Origin of the sequence: Streptomyces platensis (assembly GCF_008704855.1) — a bacterium.
In the GTDB taxonomy this organism is placed as follows: Bacteria; Actinomycetota; Actinomycetes; order Streptomycetales; family Streptomycetaceae; genus Streptomyces; species Streptomyces platensis.
Window position 1 is genome coordinate 4,791,361 of the sequence record NZ_CP023691.1, and the last position, 18,607, is coordinate 4,809,967.

General features: G+C 70.7%; 21 protein-coding genes and 1 tRNA gene. 15 read left to right on the forward strand and 7 right to left on the reverse strand.

Features of this window, described 5'->3' with window-relative positions:
- Nucleotides 1-142: 142 nt before the first annotated feature.
- The 9 genes from CP981_RS21250 (at nucleotide 143) to CP981_RS21290 (ending at nucleotide 6,519) form a co-directional block, all read left to right on the forward strand.
- Nucleotides 143-337: a hypothetical protein gene (locus CP981_RS21250; RefSeq protein ID WP_085928644.1), complete on the forward strand. Its 195-nt coding sequence runs from the start codon at nucleotides 143-145 to the stop codon at nucleotides 335-337.
- Nucleotides 338-365: 28 nt separating this feature from the next.
- Entirely contained in the window at nucleotides 366-827 is a 462-nt protein-coding gene (locus CP981_RS21255; protein ID WP_425282147.1) for a hypothetical protein, read from the forward strand.
- 9 nt (nucleotides 828-836) lie between these two features.
- The gene (locus CP981_RS21260; RefSeq protein ID WP_085928643.1) at nucleotides 837-1,139 is read left to right on the forward strand and encodes a hypothetical protein; all 303 of its coding nucleotides are present in this window, start codon (nucleotides 837-839) and stop codon (nucleotides 1,137-1,139) included.
- A gap of 82 nt (nucleotides 1,140-1,221) precedes the next feature.
- Nucleotides 1,222-1,929 (forward strand): class I SAM-dependent methyltransferase, encoded by a 708-nt coding sequence (locus tag CP981_RS21265; RefSeq protein ID WP_085928642.1) that lies wholly within the window; start codon nucleotides 1,222-1,224, stop codon nucleotides 1,927-1,929.
- On the forward strand, nucleotides 1,926-2,834 hold the full coding sequence (locus CP981_RS21270) for a bifunctional DNA primase/polymerase (RefSeq protein ID WP_244329732.1): 909 nt from the start codon (nucleotides 1,926-1,928) through the stop codon (nucleotides 2,832-2,834). Before CP981_RS21265 ends, CP981_RS21270 begins: the two co-directional genes overlap by 4 nt.
- Nucleotides 2,831-3,184 (forward strand): hypothetical protein, encoded by a 354-nt coding sequence (locus CP981_RS38730; RefSeq protein WP_244329733.1) that lies wholly within the window; start codon nucleotides 2,831-2,833, stop codon nucleotides 3,182-3,184. The genes CP981_RS21270 and CP981_RS38730 overlap by 4 nt, the downstream gene beginning before the upstream one ends.
- Nucleotides 3,181-4,428: a DUF3631 domain-containing protein gene (locus CP981_RS21280; RefSeq protein WP_150522361.1), complete on the forward strand. Its 1,248-nt coding sequence runs from the start codon at nucleotides 3,181-3,183 to the stop codon at nucleotides 4,426-4,428. The genes CP981_RS38730 and CP981_RS21280 overlap by 4 nt, the downstream gene beginning before the upstream one ends.
- Before the next feature lie 180 nt (nucleotides 4,429-4,608).
- Nucleotides 4,609-4,929, forward strand: a complete 321-nt coding sequence (locus tag CP981_RS21285) for a helix-turn-helix domain-containing protein (RefSeq protein WP_085928744.1) — start codon at nucleotides 4,609-4,611, stop codon at nucleotides 4,927-4,929.
- Nucleotides 4,930-5,004: 75 nt separating this feature from the next.
- Entirely contained in the window at nucleotides 5,005-6,519 is a 1,515-nt protein-coding gene (locus CP981_RS21290) for a LacI family DNA-binding transcriptional regulator (RefSeq protein WP_085928743.1), read from the forward strand.
- 120 nt (nucleotides 6,520-6,639) lie between these two features.
- Here CP981_RS21290 and CP981_RS21295 read toward each other — a convergent pair.
- The 3 genes from CP981_RS21295 to CP981_RS21305 form a co-directional block, all read right to left on the reverse strand.
- Nucleotides 6,640-6,713: transfer RNA gene (locus CP981_RS21295), tRNA-Pro, on the reverse strand.
- A gap of 12 nt (nucleotides 6,714-6,725) precedes the next feature.
- Nucleotides 6,726-7,454 (reverse strand): hypothetical protein, encoded by a 729-nt coding sequence (locus CP981_RS21300; RefSeq protein WP_085923213.1) that lies wholly within the window; start codon nucleotides 7,452-7,454, stop codon nucleotides 6,726-6,728.
- 154 nt (nucleotides 7,455-7,608) lie between these two features.
- The gene (locus CP981_RS21305; RefSeq protein WP_208852963.1) at nucleotides 7,609-8,535 is read right to left on the reverse strand and encodes a metallophosphoesterase; all 927 of its coding nucleotides are present in this window, start codon (nucleotides 8,533-8,535) and stop codon (nucleotides 7,609-7,611) included.
- A gap of 126 nt (nucleotides 8,536-8,661) precedes the next feature.
- On the opposite strand from CP981_RS21305, the gene CP981_RS21310 reads away from it, so the two are divergent.
- Complete coding sequence (locus CP981_RS21310; protein WP_085923215.1) at nucleotides 8,662-9,126, forward strand: GatB/YqeY domain-containing protein; 465 nt, start codon at nucleotides 8,662-8,664, stop codon at nucleotides 9,124-9,126.
- Between the two features lie 93 nt (nucleotides 9,127-9,219).
- Here the strand turns inward: CP981_RS21310 and CP981_RS21315 are convergent, their stop codons facing one another.
- A complete protein-coding gene (locus CP981_RS21315) occupies nucleotides 9,220-11,409 on the reverse strand; it encodes a transglycosylase domain-containing protein (protein ID WP_085923216.1) in 2,190 nt (729 codons plus the stop codon).
- A 383-nt stretch (nucleotides 11,410-11,792) separates the two neighbouring features.
- Here CP981_RS21315 and CP981_RS21325 point away from each other — a divergent pair, with 383 nt between their 5' ends.
- Nucleotides 11,793-12,134 carry a WhiB family transcriptional regulator gene (locus CP981_RS21325; RefSeq protein ID WP_042150566.1) on the forward strand — a complete coding sequence of 114 codons (342 nt, stop codon included), beginning with the start codon at nucleotides 11,793-11,795 and terminating at the stop codon, nucleotides 12,132-12,134.
- Between the two features lie 283 nt (nucleotides 12,135-12,417).
- Here the strand turns inward: CP981_RS21325 and bagB are convergent, their stop codons facing one another.
- Nucleotides 12,418-13,794, reverse strand: coding sequence for an ATPase BagB (gene bagB / locus CP981_RS21330; protein WP_085923217.1), 1,377 nt, complete (start codon nucleotides 13,792-13,794; stop codon nucleotides 12,418-12,420).
- On the reverse strand, nucleotides 13,791-14,849 hold the full coding sequence (gene bagA / locus CP981_RS21335) for an ATPase BagA (RefSeq protein ID WP_085923218.1): 1,059 nt from the start codon (nucleotides 14,847-14,849) through the stop codon (nucleotides 13,791-13,793). Before bagA ends, bagB begins: the two co-directional genes overlap by 4 nt.
- Before the next feature lie 209 nt (nucleotides 14,850-15,058).
- On the opposite strand from bagA, the gene sp36 reads away from it, so the two are divergent.
- From sp36 to CP981_RS21355, 4 genes are all read left to right on the forward strand, one after another.
- Nucleotides 15,059-15,220 carry a Sp36 family protein gene (gene sp36, locus CP981_RS21340; protein WP_003975360.1) on the forward strand — a complete coding sequence of 54 codons (162 nt, stop codon included), beginning with the start codon at nucleotides 15,059-15,061 and terminating at the stop codon, nucleotides 15,218-15,220.
- Nucleotides 15,217-15,681: a RidA family protein gene (locus CP981_RS21345; RefSeq protein WP_085923219.1), complete on the forward strand. Its 465-nt coding sequence runs from the start codon at nucleotides 15,217-15,219 to the stop codon at nucleotides 15,679-15,681. Before sp36 ends, CP981_RS21345 begins: the two co-directional genes overlap by 4 nt.
- Before the next feature lie 123 nt (nucleotides 15,682-15,804).
- Nucleotides 15,805-16,791: an NUDIX hydrolase gene (locus tag CP981_RS21350; RefSeq protein WP_085923220.1), complete on the forward strand. Its 987-nt coding sequence runs from the start codon at nucleotides 15,805-15,807 to the stop codon at nucleotides 16,789-16,791.
- Complete coding sequence (locus tag CP981_RS21355) at nucleotides 16,788-17,624, forward strand: MBL fold metallo-hydrolase (RefSeq protein ID WP_085923221.1); 837 nt, start codon at nucleotides 16,788-16,790, stop codon at nucleotides 17,622-17,624. Before CP981_RS21350 ends, CP981_RS21355 begins: the two co-directional genes overlap by 4 nt.
- A 56-nt stretch (nucleotides 17,625-17,680) precedes the next feature.
- On the opposite strand, the gene CP981_RS21360 is transcribed toward CP981_RS21355, so the two are convergent.
- Complete coding sequence (locus CP981_RS21360; RefSeq protein ID WP_085923222.1) at nucleotides 17,681-18,490, reverse strand: nucleotidyltransferase domain-containing protein; 810 nt, start codon at nucleotides 18,488-18,490, stop codon at nucleotides 17,681-17,683.
- Between the last annotated feature and the right edge of the window lie 117 nt (nucleotides 18,491-18,607).

An 18,607-nucleotide genomic window follows, 5' to 3' on the forward strand; every position in this document is an offset into this window, starting at 1 on the left:
TCCCCGGGGCACTGAGCCCCCTCTCTCCTTGTTGTCGCTACAAGCGACAACAAGCCCGCTACAAGCACGCACCGTCACCACGTGAGCCCCCGGACCGGACCGACCGGCCGGGGCTCACGCCTCCGACCACGACGGGAGCCTCATGGCCCTGACCATCTCCGCTGTCGTCCTCTTCGGCATCCTCGCCGTCGTCCTGCTACGCGGCCGGCACGTCAGCCTCGGCACCGCGAGCGTGCTGTTCCTCTTCGGGTTCTTCGTCGCCGGAACCGGCGCCTACAAGCCCATCTACAACCTCTGCCAGGCCATAGCCGAAGCCCTCACCCACCTCGCCACCTGAACCGGCCTGCGGCCGCCGAGGAGGAACCGTGCACACCGAACACCCCTACCCGGCCGCGCCGGTGCTTTCGGCGATGCGCGCCGAGGAGATCCCGCCGGGCGTCCAGGAGGTCATCCTCCCCAGCGGCGAACGCGCCCTCGCCTACAGCACCGGCCCCACCAGCCCGCCGTCGGCGCCCGCCGCTCCGGTGGTGCCGGTCGCCCAGCCGATCCCGGCCTGGGCCAAGACCACTGCCCTGCTCGCCCCGACCGTGGGCGGCGGTATCGGCATGGCTGCCGTCGGCCTCTCCACCGCAGCACCGGGACTGATCGCCATGAGCCACGCCCTGTGGTCCGCCGTCGCCCTCATCGCCACCGGTGGCACCGCAGCCGCCATCCTCATCGGCCGAGTCCGTGCCCGCATCAATGGCGCTCAGCGGCCCCACATCACCCAGCACATCACCGCAACCGGGTTCCTCGGCCGTGCCAACGGAACCATCAACCACCACTGAGAGGACCGTATGCGACGCCCCCGCCTGATCCTGCGCTACCACTCCGCCTGGTACTCCCACCCCATCGGCGGCCGGCCGATCGGCCCGCGGCCCATCCTCGGCCTGCACCGCACCCCGGACCCCAACTGCCGCATCTGCGGGGGTTACGGCTGCGTCATGACCAGCAGCGCATCGGACCCGGAGGAGCCGGACTTCGTGGACTGCCCCTGTGCGCCGTTCCTGCCGCTGGTGACGATCTGGCTGCCCAAGTGGGCCGACACCACCCGCTACCGCCGCAGCAACCGCGGCTACAGCAACGAACCGCCCTTCTAGACATGGCTAGGGCGGCCCGCGTCTCGCCAAAGCCTCGGGCCGCCCTGGTCTCCAGCTCCAGCATGAAGAGGAGACATCCAGCATGACTCAATCTGTCCCGATCCGGCGAGCCCGCCCGCGGGTGTTGGCCGCGTTCTGCGGTGTCGGCGGCGACACCGCCGGCTACCTGGCCGCCGGATTCCACGTCACCGGCGTGGACCTGGCCCCGCAGCCCCGCTACGTCGGCGACGCCTTCCACCAGGGCGACGCGATCGAGTTCATCCGCGTCCATGGCGCAGAGTTCGACTTCATCCATGCCGGTCCGCCGTGCCAGTTCGACTGCACCTTGACCGCCGGCACCAACGCCGCCAAGCGCTCCGGCTACCCCGACCTGTTGGAGCCCACCCGCGCGGCGCTGGAAGCGACCGGCCGACCGTATGTCATCGAACAGCCCCCGGGCCGCGCCTCGAAGCGGATGCGGGTGGACGTGACCTTGTGCGGCGAGATGTTCGGCCTGGCCGTCCTGCGCCACCGCAACTTCGAACTCGGCCACTGGACCGCCCCCAAGCCCGCCCACCGCCCGCACCGTGGCCGCGTGGCCGGCATGCGCCACGGGGTCTGGTACGAGGGGCCGTACTTCCAGGTCTACGGCGAAGGCGGCGGCAAGGGCACCGTCGCCGAATGGCAGCAGGCCATGGGCATCGACTGGACCGAGGTCCGCAAGGAGATCGCCGAAGCCATCCCGCCCGCCTATGGGCAGTGGCTCGGCACCCGGTTCCTCAGCACTCTCACAGGAAAGGCCGCAGCATGACGGACTACGTCGAAGGCATGGGCAACCCCTTCTACAGCTCCGCCCTGGCCGCCGCCAACCGCGGCTGGATGGTCTTCCCTCTGCGGCCCGGAGCCAAGCAGCCCGCCCTGCACGGTGAGCAGCACTGCCCGCGTACCGGCGACTGCTCTGGCGGCCACGCCAAGTGGGAGCAGCGCGCCACCGACAACCCCTTGCAGCTCGAACGGGCCTGGGAGCACGGCGCCACGTACAACGTCGGGATCGCCACCGGTCCCTCCGGGCTGGTCGTCGTCGACCTCGACGTGCCGAAGAACGGCAAGAGCGACATGCCTGACGGCATGGCGACCTTCCAGGCGCTCTGCGAGCGCGCCGGGCAGCCCGTCCCGGCCACCTACACCGTCCGGACTGCCAGCGGCGGCCTGCACCTGTACTTCACCGCCCCCGCCGGGGTGCGGCTGGGCAACACCGCGGGCAAGCTCGGGCCGCTCATCGACACCCGCGCGTGGGGTGGCTACGTCGTCGCTGAAGGCAGCGTCGTCTCCGGAGGCGTCTACCAGGGCAACCACTCGCCCGCCGCGCCCCTGCCTCAGTGGCTGGCGCAGGCTCTGACCAGCTCGCCCAAGCCGCAGCGTTCGGTGCCCGTACCGCAGCCGGGGCGAGGTTCGGCGTACGCGGAAGCCGCCCTGCGCAACGAGACCGCGAACGTCGAACGCGCACCGGAAGGGAGCCGGAACGCGGCTCTCGTGCGGGCTGCGCGGGCTCTGGGGCGGCTGATCGCGTCCGGCGACCTCGACCGGGTTCGGGTTGAGGAGGCTCTTAATTGGGCGGGGATCGCGGCCGGCCTGCGAGAGCGCGAGTGCACCTCGGCCATCACCAGCGCCCTGAACTGGTCCATCGCCCACAACACCGGGCGGAGGACTGCATGACCGGCCCCGAATCTCCCCCAATTAAGAGCCTTCCCGCCACTGCTGACGGCATCAACTCCGCCAAGCTCGCTCGCACCCCCTCCGGCAGTGGGGCGCCGAAGGTCGCCGCCGAAGGCGTCCTTTCAGCTCTTCACCCTGACCTGCACACGGTCACGGTGACCGGCATCCGCCCCGGCCTCGAAATCCGAGGCCTGGACCGCGGCGACGTACCCGTTGCCGACTGGTTGTGCTCCTGCGGCTGGCACGAACGGGCCCGCGGCCGAAAGGCCGTCATCGAACTGACCGCCCGCGTGCACGTCGGCCACTGCCCCCACCGCACCCCCGAGACGGACAGGAAGACCGCCGCATGACCGAACACATCGACGGCGCTGCCCTGCTGGACGAAGTCGAGTACTTCCACCGCCGCTTCAACGTCTTCCCCACCGAACACGCTTACGTCGCTGTCGCACTGTGGGACGCGCACGCCCACCTGATCGACGCGCTCGACGGCACCGCTCGCATCGCCTTCCTTAGCCCCGAACCGGGTTCCGGGAAGTCCCGCGCGCTGGAGATCATCGAGACCCTCACCCCGCGCTCGGCGACCACCGTCAACGCCTCCGCCAACGCCTTGTTCCGGCTGGTGGCGGCCGATGCGGGAACGCCGACGCTGCTGTTCGACGAGATCGACACCGTTTTCGGGCCCAAGGCGGGTGGGAACGAAGAGGTTCGGGGGTTCCTCAACTCCGGCTACCGGCGCGGCGCCAAGTCCCTGCGCTGCGTCGGAGAAGGCTCCGAGCAGAAAGCAGGATGGTTCGACTCGTTCTGCGCGGTCGCCATGGCAGGGCTCGGCTCGCTGCCCGACACGATCCTGACCAGGTCGGTCATCATCCGCATGCGCAAGAAGGCCCCCAACGAGACGTGCGAGCCCTACCGGCGACGCGTCCACGAGAAGCAGGGTCACGTCCTGCGAGACCGCCTCGCGGACTGGACCGCCACCATCAACGAGCAGATCGCCGAGGCATGGCCGGAGATGCCCGAAGGCGTCACCGACCGGCCGGCCGACGTATGGGAACCCCTGCTCGCGGTCGCAGATGCGGCCGGCGGGCACTGGCCCGAGCGAGCGCGCGCCGCCTGCGTCGCGCTCATCAAGGCCGCATCCGACGGCGACCAAGCCTCCCTCGGCGTCAAGCTGCTCACGGACCTGCGGGATCGCGTGTTCTGCGGCGTGGACCGGATGCCCACCGCCGCCATCCTCGAAGTCCTCCTCCAACTCGATGACGCCCCCTGGTCCGACCTGAGCGAGGACGGACAGAGCAGCAAGCCGCTCACCGCACGTGCCCTGTCCAAGCTCCTGAGCCAGTACGTGCGCCCCGACAACACCCCGATCAAGCCTCGCGGGATCCGCGTCGGCAGCACCACGCCGAAGGGCTACTACGCGGAGGATCTCAGCGACGCCTGGGCCCGCTACTGCCCCCCTGCCCCCGGGGAATCCGCAACATCCGCAACGTCCGCAACACCGCAGGTCAACGGGGGTGAATCTGTGGCGGAAGGCCCTTCTGAGACCCGCCACATGTTCGCCGAAACCGACACACGAGCCCTCCGCAGCGTCGGCTGACGCCGCCTACCCGATAGGTGCCGCCGGGCCCCGCGCGCGGCGGCACCTATCCGCAACAGAAACGGCATCCGCCACAGATTCAAGCCGCTGACCAGCAATGTTGCGGCGTGGCGGATGTTGCGGATCCCTGAGAAGGGGGGGCGGAAGTCGGCCCCCTCCACCTATGCAGGAAGAGGTGCCATGGCTTCGCGCCAGACGCTCCACGAGCTTCCCCAGCTGTACTCGGCTGCCGATGTGGCTACCGCGCTCGGCTGCTCGGAGTGGTGGGTGAAGGAGCAAGCGAGGCGGCGTCGCATCCCGTTCATCAAGAGCGGCAGCGGCTACCGCTTCACGAAGGAGCACGTGCAAGAGATCCTCAACATCCTTGAGGAGCGCCCGCAAGGGACAAGCAACCAGTCCCCCGAGAACGGTGCAGCGCGCCGGCGGGTGCGCCCTCAGGCTGGCACGCCGGTCGTACAGCTTCGGGCGCGCCGACCGCGACGGGCCAAAAACGTCGCCTGACGAAATGAGAGACCGCGTGAGGGCGGGGACCGATGAGTTGGTCCCCGCCCCACGCCTTTCCTGACGAGAGAGAACATGGGATTCGCTGAAAACCGAGGCACGTACTGGCGTGGTCGATACAAGACCTCAACGGGCAAGTACGGCACGGTGGCTGACGACAACGGAGACGTCATCCGCTTTCGAACGAAGCGCGAAGCGAAGCGCGCAGCTGACGCAGAAGAAGTGAAGGTTCGATCTGGTAGCTGGAGGGACCCTTCAGCAGGGCAGATCACCTTCGGCGCCTACGCGTCGCGCTGGTACGCAGCTCAGGATCTGGCCGCTTCCACGATGCAGAACTACCGCCGTCACTTGGAAGAGCACCTACTTCCTGAGTTCGAGGACCGCCCGCTCGCCTCCATCCAGCGCACCGACGTAGAGACGTGGGAAAAGCGGGAGAGGGCGCTGTATGCGGCGTCCAGCATGAAGACATGGCGGGGCACGCTGCACTTGGTGCTCGAAGACGCGGTCGAGGAGGGACTCCTTAGTGCCAACCCCGCCACTAAGCGGCGGGGCAGAGGAAAGCGCGCAGGCAGGTCACGGGATCGGGGTCCGGAGAAGGTGATCACAGATCCGCTCGGCATCCTGCTTGTTGCCGAGCGAGCCTCTCTTCTCTCCGGCCGCGATGACGAGTTCGTGGCCTGTGTCACGAAGGGCTACACCGGCCTGCGCTGGGGAGAGCTGGTGGGGCTGGAGACGCAGTTCCTGCGTTCGCAGGCCCTGCGTGTCGAGTGGCAGCTCTATGAACTCGACACAGGCCAGTTCGAGCACTGTCCCCCGAAAGACGACAGTTACCGCACGATCGACATGCCTGGCTGGCTTGTGGGCCTCCTGTCCAAGCACGTGGCCCGAACGAAGCCGACTCCTTGCCCGTGCCATGGGAGAACGTACGTATTTCGGGGACAAGGGCTTTCACGTACCGGGGAGACCGGTGCAAAGGTCGTGGACGTGGCAAGGCGTGCCGATGTCTCCACTGGCACCGTGTCCAACGTCCTCAACCGGCCCGAACTCGTAGCTGAGGGAACGAGGGCGCGTGTCCAGGAAGCTATCGCGGCTCTCGGCTTCACACGCGGCGGAGGTGCTGTCGACCAGGCGGCGCATTGGCGGAGGAACGGCTTCGCGACGTGGCTGTTCTCGCCGGCGGCATCCGGTTGGTACCCGAAAAAGGCGCCTCAGGAAGCGCGCCCCGTGCCGCTTCTCGCTGACCCGTGGCCGGGCGTCCCCGCGCGTGGAAGAGGGGCCCAGGGTCGAGCTGACGCGTGCTGGCTTCCTGTAGCGAAAGGGCTCACTCCTCACGGGCTGCGCCACACGCACAAGACGCGCATGGAGGACATGCGCATTCCCTCGAAGCTAATGGACGAACGTATGGGCCACGTGGACGGCTCGGTGCAGGCTCGGTACAGCCACATCACGCGGCAGATGCGTGAGGACCTGACAGTCGGACTCACTGCGGAGTGGGAAGCGGCGCTGGACGCTCGACTGGCGATGTGTCACACGTCACCCGTCGCCGTGCTCGATGACCTACTGCGGGTGCGGTTGGCGGAACGCCGGTAGCGGCTCGCTGGGAGACGGATTCCAAGATCTTCTCCCAGATTTCTCCCAAGGAGGCCCTGAAAACCAATCAGCCCTGGTCTTCCTTGTCGGAAGACCAGGGCTGACCTGGTGTTTCTTCAGTCGGGGTGGCGGGATTTGAACCCACGACCTCTTCGTCCCGAACGAAGCGCGCTGCCAAGCTGCGCTACACCCCGAAGCAACGAGCTCTACTTTAGCGGACTGATCCCTGTAGGTGAAATCCGGTTCTTGTGGAGCTGGGGAGAGGGCCTGACCTGGTCGATCCCGATGGCGATCAGGGGGAGCAGGCAGACCGCCAGGGCGAGGGTGAGCGCGGTGGCGACGGTGGGCGGCGGGGCACCGGCCGTGGTGGGGAAGGCGAGGGCGAACGAGAGGTAGAGGAGCGGGTAGGCCGGCCACTGCCAGGCGCAGGGCAGGCGGAAGCCGCGGGGGGCGGTGAGCAGCAGCCAGTCGGCGAGGGCGGCGAGCGGGGTGAGGCCGTGGAGGAGGAGGCGCGAGAGGGCCTGGGCGGCGGTGGGGGTGCCGGTGGCCGGCAGGGTGAAGGCGGTGGCGTCGGCGGCGGGGAGGGCGTAGTGGACGAGCGCGGGGAGGGCGAGGAAACAGAGGAGCGCGCCGGTGAGGCGGGGGCTCACGGGGCGGCGGCCGGTCCAGGCGCGGTGGGCGGAGCCGGCGGAGACCAGCGCCAGGGCGAGGTTGGCCTGCACGGTGTAGCGGGTGAGGAGGTGGGCCGGGGCGGGGTCGCCGAGGGCGGCGAGGACCAGACCCGTCAGGGCGGCCGCGGTGAGGGCGGCGCGGAAGGCGGCCGCCAGGGGGCGGCGGATCGTGGGGGCGACGGCTGCGGCCGGGGTGCGGGCGGCGGCAGCGGCCGGGTCGGTGGCGTGGCGCGTGGACTGCGAGGTCCGGGTGGGGTCGGACATTCCTCCACGTTAGGGGGGATGATCAGCGGGCGGGGAGACCCGATCCGGCAAATCCGCGAGTCGTCCCCGGGTCCCCGCCTCCTAAGGGCCCGGCCTCAGCCCCCGAGCCCCCTGGCCGGTTCCCGGCCCCGCCCCTGAGTTCGGCCCTGAGCCGTCAGTCCCGCGCCGTCAGGGTCAGCAGCGTCGCCTCCGGGGGGCAGGCGAAGCGGACCGGGGTGTAGCGGTTGGTGCCGCAGCCTGCGGAGACATGGAGGAACGAGGTGTGGTCGGCGGCGGTGTGGGTGGACAGGCCCTTCACGCGGTCGGTGTCGATGTCGCAGTTGGTGACGAGGGCGCCGTAGAAGGGGATGCAGAGCTGGCCGCCGTGGGTGTGACCGGCCAGGATCAGCGGATAGCCGTCGGCGGTGAAGGCGTCCAGCGAGCGCAGGTAGGGGGCGTGGACGACGGCCAGTGAGAGATCCGCACCGGATTCCGGGCCGCCGGCCACCTCGGCGTACCGGTCCCGCTTGATGTGCGGGTCGTCCAGGCCGGTCAGGGCGATCTCGATGCCCTCCAGCTTCAGGCGGCCGCGGGAATTGGACAGGCCGACCCAGCCGGCCGCGTCGAACGCGTCCCGCAGTTCTTCCCACGGGTTGTGGACGACGCCCACCGCGGGTGCGTTGCCGTTGAGGCCGTGCCGGCCCTGGGCCCGCTCGATCAGGTAGCGGGCAGGGTTGCGGAGCTTGGGGCCGTAGTAGTCGTTCGAGCCGAAGACGTAGGCGCCGGGGAACTCCATCAGCGGGCCGAGCGCGTCCAGGGTCTCGGGGACGCCTTCGGTGTCGGAGAGGTTGTCGCCGGTGTTGATGACGAAGTCGGGGCGCAGCCCGGCGAGCGACTGCAGCCAGCGCTGCTTCTTGCGCTGCCCGCTGACCATGTGGATGTCGGAGACCTGGAGGACGCGCAACGGCCGCATTCCGCGGGGCAGTACGGGCACGGTGACGCGCCGGAGACGGAAGGAGCGGACTTCGAAGCCGGCGGCGTAGGCCAGGCCGGCCGCGCCGACTGCGGTCAGGGTCAGGGGTACTCCGTATCGCGCGCGCATGCGTCCCATCGTCGCAGAGTGCGGGGGGTGGATGCAGCGGCGGAGCGGCGCCGTCGTGCGGCGGGCGTGGCGGGCCGGGAGGAAAAGGATCGGCGGTTGTCGGCGGGGGGAGGCATACTCAACGGCATGACCACGCTCAAGTCCAAGCTTCAGGACGACCTCACCGTCGCGATCAAGGCGCGCGACGAGCTGCGCTCCTCCACCCTCCGTCTCACGCTGACCGCCATCCAGAAGGAGGAGGTCGCGGGCACCGAGGCACGTGAGCTGTCCGACAGCGAGGTCGAGAAGATCATCGCGCGGGAGGCGAAGAAGCGCCGGGAGGCCGCGGAAGCCTTCGAGCAGGGCGGCCGGGCCGCGCAGGCCGAGCGGGAGCGCGCCGAGGGCGAGGTCCTCGCGGACTATCTCCCCAAGCAGCTGTCCGATGACGAGCTGGAGCAGCTGGTCGCGGCGGCCGTGGCGGAGGCCAAGGGCGCCGGCGCCGAGGGCCCGCGGGCGATGGGCGCCGTCATGAAGATCGTCAACCCTCAGGTGGCGGGCCGCGCCGAGGGCGGCCGGGTGGCCGCCGTGGTGAAGAAGCTGCTGGCCGGCTGAGCGGCCGGACCGGGTCCCGGAAAGACGGCTGAGGGGCGCCCCCGTGGTGGGGGCGCCCCTCAGCCGTTGCCGTACGGGCCAATCGGCCGCCTGTCAGCCGCCGTTGCCGCCGCCCAGGATGTCGGGAAAGCCCGGGATGCTCCAGCCGCCGCCCGGCTTGTTGTCGCCGCCGTGGCCCCGGCCGGGCTTGTGCTTGCCGTGGCCCTTGTCGTCGCCCTGGGGCCGGTCCTTGGCGGGGTCGTCGATCGGGACGGTGGGCAGCTCGGGCGCGGGCCGGCCGTCGAGCGCGCCGGACATCGCATCGCGCCAGATGGGGCCGGGGGTGTCGGCACCGTAGACCTTGTCGTGCGGGACCCCGCCGATGGTGATGTCGTACATCTTCCGCTTGTGCATCGGGTCGCCGACCCAGACCGCACCGGCCGCGTTCGGGGTGTAGCCGACGAACCAGGCGGCGTAGCGGCTGTCGCTGGTGCCCGTCTTGCCGGCGCTGTCACGGCCCTGGAGACCGGCTTCCTTGCCGGTGCCGTCCTCGACGACGCCCTTGAGGAGGGTGTTGATCGTGTCGGCGGTCCTCTTGGACATCGCGCTGCGGCAGCTGGTCTGCGGGACCTTCAGCGCCCGGCCGCGGGCGTCGGTGATCGACTCGATGGCGACGGGGGAGCAGTACTCACCGCCGTTGGCGAACGCGGCGTACCCGGCCGCCATGGTCAGCGGCGACATCTCCTGCACACCGAGCGTCATCGACGGGACCTGCTCCAACGGCTTGCCGTCCGCCCGCTCGATGCCCATCTTCTGGGCCATCTTCACCGCCGGGCAGATGCCCATATCGCTGATCAGCTGCACGAAGTAGGTGTTGACCGACTTCGCGGTCGCCTCCTTCATGGCGTACGGGCCGACCTCTTCCCTGTTCTCGTTCTGCGTCATGGCGCTGCCCTGCCACTCGCCGTCGCAGGTCTGCACCGGGCTCGGGTACGGCATCCGGTACGGCGAGGGGTACTCCTGCTCCGGGTTCGTCCCCTGCTCCAGCGCGGCCGCCGCGATCAACGGCTTGAAGGTCGACCCGGGCTGGTAGCCGGCGCCGCCGCCCATGTCGTGATCGACCGAGAGGTTGATCACGGTCTGGTTCTCGCCGAAGCCGTACGGGCGCGACTGACCCATGCCGAGGATCTTGCCGGTGCCCGGCTCGACGAGGGTGGCGGCACCGGCGACCGGGTCGTCCTCGTAGACGTGGTCCTTCAGCGAGGCCTGGACCGACTTCTGGGACTGCGGATCGAGGGTGGTGCGGATGGTCATCCCGCCCTCGTCCCAGCGTTGCAGCCGGGCCTTCCGGCTCTTGCCGAAGTGCTTGTCGGTGAGGAAGACCTTGCGGATGTAGTCGCAGAAGAAGCCGGCGCCGTCGGTGGCGGTGATGCAGCCGTTCTTGGGACGGCTGACCGCCAGCTTGATCGGCTTCTTGGCGGCCGCGTCGGCCTGCGCCTGGGTGACGTCCTTCAGATCGGCCATCCGCTGGAGGACGGTGTTGCGCCGCCGGGTCGCCTCCTGCGGGGCGTTGACCGGGTCGTAGCGGGTGGGCGACTGGACGATGCCGGCCAGCAGCGCCGACTCCTCCAGATTCAGGTCCTTGGCGTGCTTGCTGAAGTAGCGCTGGGCGGCCGCCTCGACGCCGTAGGCCTGCTGCCCGAAGAACGTGATGTTGAGGTAGTTCTGAAGGATCTTGCGCTTGCCCAGTTCCTTCTCGACCTGGATCGCGTACTTCAGCTCCCTGACCTTGCGGCCGAGGGTCTGCTGGGTGGCCTGCGCGACCTTGTCCGCGTCGTCGCCGGCCTCCTCGATGAAGACGTTCTTCACATACTGCTGGGTCAGCGTCGAGGCGCCCTCGGAGACGCCGCCCGACTGGGCGTTCTTGTTGACCGCCCGCAGGATGCCCTTCATGTCGATGGCGCCGTGCTCGTAGAAGCGCGCGTCCTCGATCGCGACGATCGCCTGCCGGATGTACGGCGACATGTCCTTGAGGCCGACCACCGTGCGGTCACGGGAGTAGACCTTGGCGATCTCGCCGCCCTTCGCGTCCAGAATCCTGGTCCGCTGACTGAGCGGCGGCGTCTTGAGGTTCGCGGGAATGTCGTCGAAGCCCTCGACCGATCCCTTGGCGGTCAGACCGAGCGCCCCGGCCGCAGGGAGCGCAAGACCGGCGAGTACCGCTCCGGCCAGGACGCTGACACCGAGGAACTTGGCGGCCTGCTGCGTCTTGGACAGACCTCCGCCATCGCGCTTCTTAGGCATGAGGGCAGCCTACGTTCTCCATCCGCCGGACAGGGGCGCACGTGTTCGTTTAGCCTGTCCTCAGCTACCACAGCCGAACGGTTACGCCCGAGTTCGTCAACCCCCACTCCCCGCGGTACGCACCCCCACGTGACCGCAGGCGTCGAAGAAAACCCCGTGTCAGGCCGGCGAACTGTCCCGTCTTGCGCGCAAAGTGACGTATGTCGTGCGGTCACTCCGTTGGGTGATCTGCCGCATACGCATAGTCCGTTCGGGCCATCCAAGATTGGGCCCGAAGGGGGTGTTGCGCCCTGCCTGCTTTCCGTAACGTCCTCAACTGGCAACGGTGAATATGCCGCTTGCCGCCGTGGGGGAGCCTCGATTCGGGAGAGGACGGCGCCAGCATGAGCTGGGTAACCGACTGGAGTGCACAGGCAGCCTGCCGCACTACCGATCCGGATGAACTGTTCGTTCAAGGGGCGGCCCAGAACCGCGCCAAGGCGGTGTGCACCGGATGCCCGGTGCGCACGGAGTGCCTGGCCGATGCCCTGGACAACCGGGTGGAGTTCGGCGTGTGGGGCGGAATGACCGAACGCGAGCGGAGGGCGCTGCTGCGTCGCCGCCCGACCGTGACGTCATGGCGCCGGCTGCTGGAGACAGCGCGTACGGAATATGAGCACAGCACGGGCATCCTGCCGGTGGACTGTGAGGACGAGGCCTTCGACGAGTTCGCGGCGGTCGGGTAGCCACGGGCACCGGCCGGGAGAAGTCGGCCGAGAAGGTTCGGTTGATGGCGCGGTCTGATCGGTCCGACAGACGCGATGTGCCGTCAGTCACGGTGCGCGGCACCGGAGTTGGAGGCAGGGATGGGGGTGGGCGCGCTGATCCGGCGCGCCCGGTGAAGACGTGGTGCGGCGCCCGGGGTGTGGTGCGGGCGCTACGTCGGTGTGTGAAGGGCTCGGTGCGTGAAGGGCTCTGCGTGTGAAGGGCTCTGCGTGTGAACGACCGGGCTGGCTCTGTGCGTACAGCTCAGTCGTCGGTGTCCGTGGGGTTCAGCGCCAGACGGTCGCCGATGGCACGCAGTCCCGCGAGGTCATGGACATCGCCGGGCAGCGCGGCGACCTCCGTCACCGGAACCTCGGGGTGCAGCGCGGTGAAGCGGTCCCGCGTGCGCCGTTCGCGCGCGAGGACCTGCATGCGTTCCGCGTGCAGTCGAAGCAGCCCGGCGGCCAGTTGTGCCGCTGAGGCCGAGGTGGGTGTCACATGCTCCGCCGCGGCAGCGGGGGAGAGGCCGCCGGCGGTACGTGATCCAGCCTTCCCGCCGTCGAGATCCACAATGCCGTTGGCTTCAAGATTATTTTCTGTGCGGTCGGCGGCGAGACCGGCCGCGGCGCCCGGGGCCGCCCCGGCGTCCGCGGGCGGGTCCGCGTGGGTGTCCTCCGCCATACGGTCCGTGAGGGCCTCCGCGGCGGCCAGCGCGCGCTCGGCGCTCAGTTGGGCGGCGCCGCTGCCATGGACACGGTTCAGCACCAGGCCGGCCAGCGGCATCTGCTCGGCGGCCAGCCGCTCGACGAAGTACGCCGCCTCGCGCAGGGCGTCCCGCTCCGGCGCGGCCACCACGAGAAACGCCGTACCGGGCGCCTGAAGCAGGCGGTAGGTGGCGTCCGCGCGGGTGCGGAAGCCGCCGAACATGGTGTCCATCGCGGCCACGAACGTCTGCACATCGCGGAGCAGTTGACCGCCCATGAGCTTGCTGAGGGTGCCGGTCATCATCGACATGCCGACGTTGAGGAACTTCATGCCGGCCCGGCCGCCGACCTTGGCCGGTGCCATCAGCACCCGAATGAACTTGCCGTCCAGGAAGGAGCCCAGGCGCTTGGGCGCGTCCAGGAAGTCCAGCGCGGAGCGGCTCGGCGGGGTGTCGACGATGATCAGGTCCCACTCGTCGTTCGCGCGGAGCTGGCCCAGCTTCTCCATGGCCATGTACTCCTGCGTGCCCGCGAAACCGGCCGACAGGGACTGGTAGAAGGGGTTCTCCAGGATCGCGCGGGCCCGGTCGGCGTCCGCATGGCCCTCGACGATCTCGTCGAAGGTGCGCTTCATGTCCAGCATCATCGCGTGCAGTTCGCCGCCCGACGTCTCGTCGACGCCCTTGACCTGACGCGGGACGTTGTCGAGCTCGGAGATGCCCATGGACTGCGCCAGCCGGCGGGCCGGGTCGATGGTGAGCACCACGACCTTGCGGCCGCGCTCGGCTGCGCGCACACCCAGCGCCGCGGCGGTCGTGGTCTTGCCGACGCCACCCGAGCCGCAGCACACCACGATGCGGGTGTGCGGGTCGTCGAGCAGCGCATCGACCTCGAGCCGCGGGGCCGAGGCGTCCAGCGTCGTGTTGTCCGAGGTCATATGGGCCCCTGTTTCCGCAGGTCTCTCGCCAGGTGGTAGAGCCCGGCGAGGTCCACTCCCTCGGGGAGCAGCTCCAACTCGTAGGTGGGCAGGCCGAGGGCGGTCAGCTCGGCGTGCTCGGCACGCTCCAGCTCGACCCGCTCGGCGTGTTCGCGGGCCTGCTCCAGCAAGGGGTCGATCAGCCGTTCCGCCAGCCCGCCGCGGCGGGCGCCGCCCAGACCGGCCTCGGAGAGCGCCTTGGCGACGCCGCCACGGGCATCCCGGGCGGCGATGTCGAGATCGCCGTTGTCCAGCAGCGCCGGGCGGGTCATGTTGATGACGATGCCGCCCACCGGGATGCCGGCGGCGCGCAGCTCCTCGACCCCGTCGGCGGTCTCCTGGACGGGCATCTCCTCCAGGAGCGTGACCAGGTGCACCGCGGTCTCGGGCGACTTGAGGACCCGCATCACGGCCTGCGCCTGATTGTGGATCGGGCCGATCTTCGCCAGCCCGGCCACCTCGTCATTGACGTTCAGAAAGCGGGTGATGCGGCCGGTCGGCGGGGCGTCCATCACGACCGCGTCGTAGACGAACTTGCCGTTCTTGTCCTTGCGGCGGACCGCCTCGCACGCCTTGCCGGTCAGCAGGACGTCCCGCAGGCCCGGTGCGATGGTCGTGGCGAAGTCGATCGCGCCGAGCTTCTTCAGCGCCCGGCCCGCGCTGCCCAGCTTGTAGAACATCTGGAGGTAGTCCAGAAGGGCGCGTTCGGCGTCGATGGCGAGGGCATGGACCTCGCCGCCCGCCCGTCTCCCGCCACCGCCGCGCGCGGGATCCCCGGCGGACGGCGCGCCGGACGAACCCCAGGGGGCGGCACCTTCCGATGCCGGACCCACGGCGATCTTGCGTTCCTCGTAAGGAAGCGCTTCGGTCTCGAACAACTGGGCAATGCCCTGCCGGCCCTCGACCTCGACCAGGAGGGTACGGCGACCCTCGGTGGCCAGGGCGAGGGCGAGGGCAGCGGCGACCGTGGTCTTGCCGGTGCCGCCCTTGCCGCTGACGACATGGAGCCTGCTCACGCCAAGGAGCCTAACCAGTCCGCGTCCCGGCTACGCACGGGATACGCCTGGGAAGCCCCGGATATCTGCCCGCGATCCGTCGGGGACGGGTCAGGGATGATCCGTAGGGGCCCGGCGTCCGGGGCCGCTGAACGCCGTCCGGGGCCGGTGCGGGCGGGCCGGGGCGGACGGGGTCCGGCGCGGCCCTGGACAGGCATTACGCTCGGCCCATGACCAAGTGGGAATACGCGACCGTGCCGCTCCTCGTGCACGCGACGAAGCAGATTCTGGACACCTGGGGCGAGGACGGCTGGGAGCTGGTCCAGGTCGTTCCGGGCCCGAACAACCCCGAGCAGTTGGTGGCCTACCTGAAGCGGGAGAAGCAGGCATGAGCGCGGTGGAGGACAAGATCGCGGCGCTCGGGCTGAAGCTGCCCCAGGTCGTGCCGCCGCTGGCCACCTACCAGCCCGCGGTGCGCTCCGGCGCCTATGTGTACACCTCCGGCCAGCTGCCGATGGTGGACGGCGCACTGCCGGCCACCGGCAAGGTCGGCGCCGAGGTCGGCGCGGAGCAGGCCAAGGAACTCGCCGCGACCTGCGCGCTCAACGCGCTGGCCGCCGTGAAGTCCGTCATCGGCGACCTCGACAAGATCCAGCGGGTCGTCAAGGTCGTCGGCTTCGTGGCCTCCGCACCGGACTTCACCGGCCAGCCGGGCGTCCTCAACGGCGCCAGCGAGCTGCTGGGCGAGATCCTCGGCGACAAGGGCGTGCACGCCCGGTCCGCGGTGGGCGTGGCGGTGCTGCCGCTCGACGCGCCGGTCGAGGTCGAGATCCAGGTCGAGATCGCCGAATAGGTACCCCCAGGGACGCCGCCCCCGTGGTGGCGTGCCGTGTGCCGGAGGGCCCCGCGTCAGCAGGGGCCCTCCGGCGCGAAAGTGGCCCTCGAACATCCGCGCGCGAGCGCATAGCATCCGGCCATGTCGTCCACGACCAATGGCCAGTGGTACCCGCCGGAGTGGCCGGACCGTATCCGGGCGCTCGCGAACGGCGAGCTGACCCCTGCCGAGCCCCGGCGGGCCGCGACCGTCCTGCTGCTGCGGGACTCCGGCTCCGGCCCCGCCGTCCACATGCTGCGCAGACGCACCTCCATGGCCTTCGCCGGAGGCGCGTACGCCTATCCGGGCGGCTCCGTCGATCCACGTGACGAGCGTCCGGTGGCCTGGGCCGGTCCGTCGCGCGCCCAGTGGGCGGTCCGGATGGGCGTCGATCCGGCCACCGCGCAGGCCATCGTCTGCGCGGCGGTCCGCGAGACGTTCGAGGAGGCGCGCGTGCTGCTCGCCGGCGCCTCGGCCGACACGGTCGTCGCGGACACCACGGGCGAGGACTGGGAGGCGGACCGCGCCGCCCTGGTCGCCCATGAGCTGTCCTTCGCCGACTTCCTGGGCCGCCGCGGCCTGGTGCTGCGCTCCGACCTGCTGGGCGCCTGGGCCCGCTGGATCACCCCGGAGTTCGAACCGCGGCGCTACGACACCTGGTTCTTCGTCGCCGCACTGCCCGAGGGCCAGCGCACCCTCCCCCAGGAGCCGCCGGCCGGCTCCGGTCCGGAGGGGGCCCGCCTCGCCACCACGGAGGCCGATCTCGCGGTGTGGATCCGGCCCGAGGAGGCGGCCGCCGGCTACGACCGCGGTGAGCTGCTGATGATGCCGCCGACCATCGCGACCCTGCGCGGGCTCCAGCCGTACGCCACCGCCGCGGACGCGCTGGCCGCCGCGGAGGCCCAGGACCTGACGCCCGTACTGGCCAGGGCCCGCCTCGTGGGCGGCGAGATCGAGCTGAGCTGGCCGGGGCACGACGAGTTCACCAAGCACATCACACGGACGGACGCCGGAACCGGTGCCCCTGGGGGCGACGCGCCCGAGGGGCCCGCGGACGGCGCCGGCCCCTCGGGAGGGACCCCCGCATGACCGACGCAGCCGCCCTCCCCGGCCAGCCCCGCGGCGGAGTGATCTCGGGGCCCGCGACCGCGCGCGCCCATTGCGTCCTGGCGCCGAACCCGTCGCCGATGACGCTGGACGGCACCAACACCTGGATCGTCGCCGAGCCGGACTCCGACCTGGCCGTCGTCATCGACCCCGGGCCGCTCGACGAGAGCCACCTGCGCGCCGTCATCGACACCGCCGAACGGGCCGGCAAACGCGTCGCGCTGACGCTGCTGACCCACGGTCACCCGGACCACTCCGACGGCGCCGTCCGCTTCGCCGAGCTGACCGGTTCCTCCGTACGGGCGCTGGATCCGGCGCTGCGCCTGGGGGACGAGGGGCTCGAAGCGGGCGATGTCATCACCACCGGGGGCCTGGAGATGCGGGTGGTGCCCACCCCGGGCCACACCGCGGACTCGCTCTCCTTCCACCTCCCGGCCGACCGCGCGGTGCTCACCGGCGACACGATCCTGGGGCGCGGCACCACCGTGGTCGCCCACCCCGACGGGCGGCTGGGCGACTACCTGGACTCGCTGCGCCGACTGCGCTCCCTCACGGTCGACGACGGGGTGGCGACGGTCCTGCCGGGCCACGGGCCGGTGCTGAACGACGCCCAGGGGATGGTGGAGTTCTATCTGGCGCACCGGGCGCACCGGCTCGCCCAGGTGGAGACCGCGGTCGAGGCCGGCCACCGGACGCCCGGCGAGGTCGTGGCGAACGTGTACGCCGATGTCGACCGCTCCCTGTGGCCGGCCGCCGAGCTGTCGGTGCGGGCGCAGCTGGACTACCTGGGCGAGCACGGGCTGATCGAGGACTGACCCGGCGGACCGGCCGCCGGGCGGCCCCGGGTCGCCGAGAGGCCCCGTCAGCGCGCCTACGGGCGGGGAGCCTTCGCCCCGTGGACGGCCAGATACTCGTCCGCCAGCCAGGGGGCGAGGCCGGACAGCAGCTCGTCCAGCAGCTCCGGGTACGCGGCCGGCGTCCGGGCGGCGCGCGCCGCGGCGCGCATCTGCCCGGCGTACGCCGGGTAGTAGCGGCCGAACACCTCGGCGGACTCGGTGAGGTCGCTGGTCCAGCCGCCCCAGCGCGGCATGACCAGGGTGAATCCGGTACGGACGAGCCGGCGCGCCACACCCCGGGTCAGCTGGGTGCGCCCGGCTTCCGTAGTGGCCGCCGCGGCCTGTGCGCGCAGACCGGGCAGGTCGCGGAAGAGGTCGCCGTTGGTCTCGCGGGCGAGGAGCGGGGTGGGGCGGTAGCGGGGCAGCCGAGTGGCGAGATCGGGGCCGCTGAGCGGCGTGCACATGCAGGCCACGAACCACCCCAGGTCGTACCGCTCCGGCTCGCTCAGCAGGCGCTGCACGCCGAACAGCAGGATCCCGACGCCGTCGACCTGGGGGAAGGCCGCGTCGATGCGGTCCTCTACGGCGCGGGCGGCGGCCCGGTCGGCCTCGGTGGGCGCGTCCCGCAGGGCGAGCAGCACATCGAGGTCGGAGACGCCGGGGACGGCGGTGCCACGGGGGACGCTGCCGTAGAGATAGCCGCTGTGCAGCCTGTCGGGGCCGAAGTGCTCGCCGAGCCGGGCTGCCAGCTCCGCCACCACGGGCGCGAACGGCGCGGACACCCGGTCCAGGGCCCCCTCCCGCAGGAAGCAGCCGTCCCGGTCAAGTCCCGTGCCGTGGGTCATGGCGCCACCATGGCGCGGACCGCGGTGGTCCGGCGAGCGAATTAGCGGGCCGTGGGGCCCTAGGGGGTGTCGCGGGCGCCCATGACGAAGGGCCCCGCCGGAGCGGGGCCCTTCCAG